At 73.0% G+C, this 6,638-nt stretch carries 8 protein-coding genes and 1 riboswitch; of the genes, 4 read left to right on the top strand and 4 right to left on the bottom strand.

What is annotated here, in order from left to right; all coding sequences use genetic code 11:
- Positions 1-622: AI-2E family transporter (locus AB0B98_RS32115; RefSeq protein WP_357367508.1), on the bottom strand; the 622-nt coding region annotated here is incomplete at its 3' end.
- A 105-nt stretch (positions 623-727) separates the two neighbouring features.
- Between AB0B98_RS32115 and AB0B98_RS32110 the strand changes: the two genes are divergently transcribed.
- Positions 728-1,066: a co-chaperone GroES gene (locus AB0B98_RS32110; protein WP_091402887.1), complete on the top strand. Its 339-nt coding sequence runs from the start codon at positions 728-730 to the stop codon at positions 1,064-1,066.
- A gap of 93 nt (positions 1,067-1,159) precedes the next feature.
- Positions 1,160-1,327, top strand: a complete 168-nt coding sequence (locus AB0B98_RS32105; RefSeq protein WP_238667004.1) for a hypothetical protein — start codon at positions 1,160-1,162, stop codon at positions 1,325-1,327.
- Positions 1,328-1,360: 33 nt separating this feature from the next.
- Here AB0B98_RS32105 and AB0B98_RS32100 read toward each other — a convergent pair whose 3' ends face one another.
- Positions 1,361-2,851 carry a PrsW family intramembrane metalloprotease gene (locus AB0B98_RS32100; protein WP_357367506.1) on the bottom strand — a complete coding sequence of 497 codons (1,491 nt, stop codon included), beginning with the start codon at positions 2,849-2,851 and terminating at the stop codon, positions 1,361-1,363.
- 23 nt (positions 2,852-2,874) lie between these two features.
- A riboswitch (SAM riboswitch) is annotated at positions 2,875-2,995 on the top strand.
- A 70-nt stretch (positions 2,996-3,065) separates the two neighbouring features.
- On the opposite strand from AB0B98_RS32100, the gene AB0B98_RS32095 reads away from it, so the two are divergent.
- Positions 3,066-4,310: an aminotransferase class V-fold PLP-dependent enzyme gene (locus tag AB0B98_RS32095; RefSeq protein WP_357367514.1), complete on the top strand. Its 1,245-nt coding sequence runs from the start codon at positions 3,066-3,068 to the stop codon at positions 4,308-4,310.
- A gap of 23 nt (positions 4,311-4,333) precedes the next feature.
- On the opposite strand, the gene AB0B98_RS32090 is transcribed toward AB0B98_RS32095, so the two are convergent.
- Complete coding sequence (locus AB0B98_RS32090; RefSeq protein ID WP_357367512.1) at positions 4,334-5,536, bottom strand: FUSC family protein; 1,203 nt, start codon at positions 5,534-5,536, stop codon at positions 4,334-4,336.
- Positions 5,537-5,675: 139 nt separating this feature from the next.
- On the opposite strand from AB0B98_RS32090, the gene AB0B98_RS32085 reads away from it, so the two are divergent.
- A complete protein-coding gene (locus AB0B98_RS32085; RefSeq protein WP_357367504.1) occupies positions 5,676-6,332 on the top strand; it encodes a metal-dependent phosphohydrolase in 657 nt (218 codons plus the stop codon).
- On the opposite strand, the gene AB0B98_RS32080 is transcribed toward AB0B98_RS32085, so the two are convergent.
- Positions 6,304-6,588 carry a DUF4031 domain-containing protein gene (locus AB0B98_RS32080; RefSeq protein ID WP_357367503.1) on the bottom strand — a complete coding sequence of 95 codons (285 nt, stop codon included), beginning with the start codon at positions 6,586-6,588 and terminating at the stop codon, positions 6,304-6,306. The genes AB0B98_RS32085 and AB0B98_RS32080 overlap by 29 nt on opposite strands.
- Positions 6,589-6,638: the final 50 nt, after the last annotated feature.

The raw sequence follows: 6,638 nt of genomic DNA, 5'->3' as shown, positions 1-6,638 counted from the left end.
TCAGCCAGTTCTGGATCTGCCGGACGCCCTCCGACGACTTCTCGCTCAGCTCCGGTACGCCGCGAATGAACTCGTTGACCACCAGTGTCAGCGTGCCGATCACCGCTGCCAGACCGCCGACAAGCACCACCGCCGTCGCCAGCGACCGGGGGAACCGGATCCGCAGCAGCCAGCCCACCGCCGGGGCGAGCAGGGCGGAGAGCAGCAGCGCGATGGCCAGCGGAATGATCACGATCTTGACCGTGCCGACGATCCGCAGCAGCGCCCAGGCCACCACGCCGATCACGATCAGTCGCCAGCACCACGCGGCGGCGATCCGCAGCCCGTGCGGAACGTCGGCGTCGTCCCGGCTGGAGGTGGAGCTGTGCAGGTCCACCGGAGGTTCCGCGCCGTAGACAGTCGCGCTCGCCGGCGCGGTCGGCCCCGGCACGGCCGGCGACGCCACCCGGGCCGCCTCCGACGTGTCGTTCAACGCATCACTGGAAACGCCCTCGTCGGCGCGCGCCGACGCCTGTCGTGACTGGTAGGCGCGGCGAAGCCGCCCGCGTACCCGCTCGAAGCGGCTCAAGCGCACCTCCTGGCAGAAAACCCGGCCCGCCGACGGCGACAGGTCGGACAGCATACGTCCGTTCCCGACACCGTAGGGCGGTTCCGCCACACAATGCCCCGACCACCTCCGGCGTAACCACCGGCCGGGCACCATCGGCCACACGGTAGCGTCTGCGACGTGACCGCCGACAACGATCTCGACGCCGGCCTGCCGATCCGCCTGCTGCACGACCGCGTGCTGGTGCGGATGGAGGGCAGCGAGGGCGAACGCCGCTCCACCGCTGGCATCGTCATCCCGGCGACCGCCGCCGTCGGCAAGCGCCTCGCCTGGGCCACGGCGGTAGGCGTGGGGCCCAACGTCCGCGCCATCGTCTCCGGCGACCGGGTGCTCTTCGACCCGGACGAGCGCTCCGAGGTCGAGCTGCACGGCCGCGGTTACGTGCTGCTGCGGGAGCGGGACGTACACGCCGTGGCCGCCGAGCGGATCGAGAACGACTCGACCGGCCTCTACCTCTGACGCACCTCCCCCGGCCACCAGGCCCCGTCGCGCACCGTTTGCCCAGCCGCACGACGGGAAGCCATCCGGCGACCGTGGCCCTGGGGAGGGACGATGCCGGTATTCGTGAAGAAGCTGTTGACCTGGGGCAGTGTCGCGTTCCTGATCTACTTCATGGCCTTTCGGCCGGACGGCGCCGCGCAGATGTTCCGGGCGGTCGGGGCCGCGCTGATCGCGATGTTCCAGGGCCTCGGTGACTTCCTCACCTCGCTGATGACCTGAACCGCACTCCTGGTCAGCCGTCAGCCGTAGCTCTCACTGGTGCGTCGGCGGCCAGGGCGACGCCGGGCGCAGGGCGGGCCAGCCGGGCGGGGCGTACCCCACCGGAGCCGGTGCGGGAGCCAGCACCACCGGGATCGGCACCACCGGCTCGTCCGGCGCGTCCACCGCGCGTTGCGTGCCGTCCGGGAAGCGCAGGTGGTAGCGGCTGCCGTCCCAGACCCCCGCCGGGGCCTGCGGGTCCCGACCCACGAAGAACGACCGGTACTGGGTGATCGCCTCCAGCAGCTCCCGCTCCTCGCGGACGGTCCGCTCCTGGTCGGCGGGTTTGCGGTCCAGGCCGCGCAGCGCCCCGTCGCGCAGCAGGGCCAGCCGGGTCGCGGCGGACTGGTAACCCCGCATCGACCGCACCCCGGCGTCGCCGGCCACCCGCCGCGCCCAACTGCGGGCGGCGTGCCGTCGGCCGAGACTGCTCAGGGCCGCCACCTCGGGCGGGCTGAGCCAGCCGGCGCGGACGTAGTCGGGCAGGACCCGCTCGGTGAGCCGCCCCTCCCAGGCGCGCAGCCACAGCGCCAGCCCCACGGTGCCGAAGAAGACCGGCACCATGAGGCCCAGGAAGCCGTACAGCATGATCATGGCCTCGCCGGTGGCCTGGGTCAGCGTGGGCAGCAGGTTCCACGTGCCGTGCAGCATCATCGCCAGCAGCAGGCCGGCGATCGGGGCGAGCACCCGGATGCGCCGGTCGGCCGTGCGGGAGGCGATACCCAACCCCACACCGGTCATCGAGGTGAAAAGGGGGTGGGCGAACCCGAACAGCAGGATCCGCAGAATGAAGATCGCGATGACCTGCTGGATGCCGGTGGCCGGGCCGTACCGGTCGGCGCCGGCCGCGTACCCCAACCCGCCCAGGTAGAGGATGTTCTCCACCATCGCGAACCCGACCGCGGAGAGCCCGCAGTAGACCAGGCCGTCGGTGATACCGGACCACTCGCGGCGGCGGAACACCAGCAGCAGGATCGGGCCCAGCGCCTTGGTCAGCTCCTCGATGAACGGTGCCACCAGCACCCCGGTGAGCGCGGACGGCAGGCCCCAGTCGGCGAAACGGTTGGCCGCGAAGTCGTTGACAGTGAGCGAGGCGGCGGTGGAGACGAACGCCCCCCAGGCGAAGCAGAAGATCAGATACTTCAACGGCTCCGGTTCGTACCGGTCCAGCCAGAGGAAGCAGCCGACCAGCACCGGCACCGGCAGGATGGCGGCCACCACCCCGATCAGCAGGGCCTGCGCACCGAGCGACTGGCCGAGCGTGAAGACCATGAAGACCGCGCACGCCGCGATCAACAGCACCACCCCGGCCAGCGCCAGGAACCGCCGCCAGCCCAGTCGGCGCAGCGGCATCCGGGGCGTCTCACCCATGGGCGGGACGGCTGGCGCAGGCGGGTCGGCGGGCGACGGCGGCAGCGGTGAACCGGGCGGGGTGTCGGCCATGCGGTCAGCGTAGCCATCCGCCGCCGGCTGGTTCGGTCGCATCGGTAGCAGCTATGCTGCCGGCAGGTCACGAGCGCCAGCGTCAAGCCCCGGCTTGCTGGCCGGCAACCCTCGTCGAGTTCGCGGTGGGGTGCCCCGGGTGATGACCGGGCCCAGCCCGATCGGTGTGCTGGGCAAGCGCGGACCCCGTCCCGATGTCGCACCCGGGGTCCCTGACCCCGGAGGTTCCGGCGTGTCCGTCACTCTCGTCCCCTCGCTGCCCAGCCTGCCCACCGTGCCGTCGGTGCCGTCCGCGCCGCTTGACGTCCTCGGCGTGCCCGGCGAGATCAACCTGGATTACGCGGCCAGTGCGCCGTGCGCGCGGGCCGCCGCCGACGCGGTGGCCGAGCTGCTGCCCTGGTACGCCAGCGTGCATCGCGGAGCGGGAGCGCTGTCGCGGCGTTGCACCCTCGCGTACGAGCAGGCAAGGCAGACGATCGGCGACCACTTCGGCGCTCGCGCCGACGATCATGTGATTTTCACCCGCAACACCACCGACGCGCTCAACCTGCTGGCGCGGGCCGTGCCGGCCGGCACCACTGTTGTCACGTTCGCCTCCGAACACCATGCCAACCTGCTGCCCTGGCCGCGCGGGTCGGTGCGGCTGCCGGTGCCCAGCGACAGCGACGGGGCGGTACGCGATCTCGCCGCCGCCCTCACCGAGCTGCGCCGGGGCAGCAGCCCGGCGTTGCCGGTGCTGGTCGCGGTGACCGGTGCGAGCAACGTGACCGGTGAGCGGTGGCCGGTCGCCGAACTGGCGCGGGTGGCCCACCGGCACGGTGCCCGGATCGTGCTCGACGCCGCGCAGCTCGCCCCGCACGCCCCGGTCGACCTGCTCGCGCTCGACGTCGACTACCTGGCCGTGTCCGGCCACAAGCTGTACGCGCCGTTCGGCGCGGGCGTGCTGATCGGTCGGGCCGACTGGCTGGACGCCGCCTCGCCCTACCTGGCCGGCGGTGGGGCCACCAGCCACGTCGGGCCGGCCACCCACGACGTGACCTGGGCGACCGGCCCGGCCCGCCACGAGGGCGGCACCCCGAACCTGCTCGGAGCGGTCGCGCTGGCGGCGGTGTGCAGGGCGCTCGACGATGCGGACCAGGGCGCGCTGGCCGCCCACGAGCAGGCCCTGCTGACCCGGCTACGGACCGGCCTCGCCGCCCTGCCGCACGTCGTCGAGCTGCGCACCTTCGGCCCGGACGCGCCCCGGGTCGGCATCGTCTCGTTCGTGGTCGCCGGCCGGGACTCCACCGAGGTGGCCACGCGGCTGGCCGCCGAGCACCACATCGGCGTACGGGACGGGTTGTTCTGTGCCCACCCGCTGGCCCGGCGTCTGCTCGGCGAGGCGGCGGGTCGTACCGGCCGTCGGGACCTGCCGCCCACCGCGCTGCGTGCCAGCATCGGGCTGGGCAGCACCGCCGCTCAGGTGGACCGGTTGCTCGCGGCCCTGGCCGAGTTGGGCTGAGGCCGCCCGGCGGTGGTCGCCGCTCAGCCGACCGGCGGGGCGGTGGGCGGCTTCGGTGTCTCGCCGGGCTCGGCGGGCTCACCGACCGGGCGCTCCTGCTCCCCGAAGGCGGTGCGGATCCACCGGTTCGCCTCCTCCTGCTCGATCCCGGAGGCGACCAGCAGATCGCTCGCTGTGGTGCGGATCTGGGCGATCACCACGCTGCCGGAGAAGCCCACCCCGTCGCCGTACGCCCGGCCGGCCTCGCTGACCGCCCGCAGCGACCGTTCCCGGGCCTTCTCCGGCTCCTCACCGGCGGCGAACTCGTGCTTGAGCAGCCGGACCGACTCGGCGAGGTGACCGATCGCGTCCGGCATCGGATCGGGCACCGGTTCCTCGTCCTCGACCAACGTGACGGACCGGCGGATCAGCGTGCCGCTGTTGCGCATCGCCCGGTCGATCGGGTCGGCCGCCTCGGCGTAGTGGGTCAGTTCGTCGCGGCGGTGCCAGCGGGCCGGCGAGAGGGTGGCCGTCTCCTTCGCTCCCTCGATGGCCTCGCCCAACGTGGCCAACTCCTCCTTGTTGTTGCGCAGCCTCTCCAGTGCGCCCTGGATGGTGGCGCGGTCCCAGTTGCGCAGCCCGTCGGCTGTGGCGTCGAGCTGGGCGGCGAGCAGGTCCAGGGCGGGGCGGGCGGCCCGGTTGATCACTCGGAGCGGGTTCAGTGGCAGCAACACAGCCGTGACCAGCAGCGCGATCCCACCGCCGAGGAACGCGTCGACGAAGCGGGGGATCTCCAGGTTCTGGGTCGACGGGCTCAGCGTCACGATCAGCACCGCCGTGGCCGCCGCCTGGATGACGATGGCCACGCTCGCTCCGGCGAAGATGGTGAGCAGGATCGCCACTGTGACCACCAGGCCGAGCTGCCACGCCCCGGTGCCGAGCAGGTAGATCAGGAGGTCGCCGACGGCCACCCCGACCCCCACCCCGACGATCAGCTCCACCGTCCGGCGGAACCGCTGACCGACCGACGCGGCAAGGGTGCCGACCGCGGAGATCGGCGCGAAGACCGGTTGCGGGTTGCCGAGCACCTTGTGCGAGATCAGGTACGCGAGCCCGGCGGCCAGCCCGGCCTGCACGGCGAGTCCGCCGGCCATCCGTACCCGGTGCAGCCGATCGTGCAGGGTGGCCCGGCTGCGGTGGCGCAGCTGTTCGGTGGCCTCGGCGATCCGCGCGCCGTCGATGTCCACCAAACCGTCGCGCAGCGCGGTACGGCGCACCACCGGCTGTCGCTTGTCCCGGGCCACGGCCATGGGCGCGACTACCCGTGGTGGGCCCGCTGAACCCTCCCTTCGGGCGCGTCGAGGGAGGATGCGGCAAACTCGGGCGGTGGTTGATCTGTTGGACCGATGGCGGGCGGCGGCCCGGGGTGCCGGCGCGAGACCCGATCCGGGTACCACCCGGGTCGGCGAGCAGTTGATCGTCCGGTGGCGGGAGCCGCACCGGCACTACCACACGCTGGCCCACCTGACGGCGGTGCTCGATGTGGTGGACCAGCACGCCGACCTGACCACTCGGGCCGACGCGGTCCGGCTGGCGGCCTGGTTCCACGACGCGGTCTACGACCCCCGGGCCGCCGGCGACACCAACGAACGGGACAGCGCCGCGCTGGCCGAGAACATGCTCACCGGGCTCGGGGTGCCGGCGCCCACTGTGTCCGAGGTGCGCCGGCTGGTGCTGCTCACCGCCGGGCACGCTGTGGCACCGGGCGACCGGGACGGCGCGCTGCTCTGCGATGCGGACCTGTCCGTGCTGGCCGCGCCGCCGGCCCGCTACGAGCGTTACGCGGCGGCGATCCGCCGGGAGTACGCCCATGTGCCGGAGCCGGCCTTCCGGGTTGGGCGGGCCGCCGTGTTGACCGGCCTGCTGTCGCTGCCCGCGCTGTTCCGGTCGCCACGGCTGGCGAGCCGGTGGGAGGAGCCCGCCCGGGACAATGTGCGCCGCGAGCTGGCCACCCTCACCGGGGCACCGGGGAACGCCCGTTGACCAGGTGCTTCGGCCGACGCAGGTCAGCGGCGCGGAGCAACCGGACCAGCTCCCGACTCGGCACCACCTGGGCACCGAGCCACACCGCCGCCGCGAACCGGTCGGCCGGAATGTCGTAGTGGTCCCTGTCGAACCCGCGCCGGGGCGCACCCAGCGCCTCGGCGAAGGCGTGCAGCTCGGCGTACGAGACGTCACTGATCAGGTGCGACCAGAGCCGACCGCGCCACGGCCAGGCCGGCCGGTCCAGGTAGAGCATGGTGCCCAAGTTATCCCGCCCAGTCGATCATGTTGATGATCGCCGGTCGG

Source organism: Micromonospora sp. NPDC048947 (genome assembly GCF_040649495.1).
In the GTDB taxonomy this organism is placed as follows: domain Bacteria; phylum Actinomycetota; class Actinomycetes; order Mycobacteriales; family Micromonosporaceae; genus Micromonospora; species Micromonospora alfalfae.
The sequence above is the reverse complement of the archived record's forward strand: the minus strand, read 5'-3'. Positions and strand labels throughout refer to the sequence as shown.

Bases quoted from the DNA above. Each gene is read 5' to 3' on its own strand.
- AB0B98_RS32105 (WP_238667004.1), top strand. From the start codon at position 1,160: ATGCCGGTATTCGTGAAGAAGCTGTTGACCTGGGGCAGTGTCGCGTTC.
- AB0B98_RS32100 (WP_357367506.1), bottom strand. From the start codon at position 2,851: ATGCGACCGAACCAGCCGGCGGCGGATGGCTACGCTGACCGCATGGCC.
- AB0B98_RS32080 (WP_357367503.1), bottom strand. From the start codon at position 6,588: ATGCTCTACCTGGACCGGCCGGCCTGGCCGTGGCGCGGTCGGCTCTGG.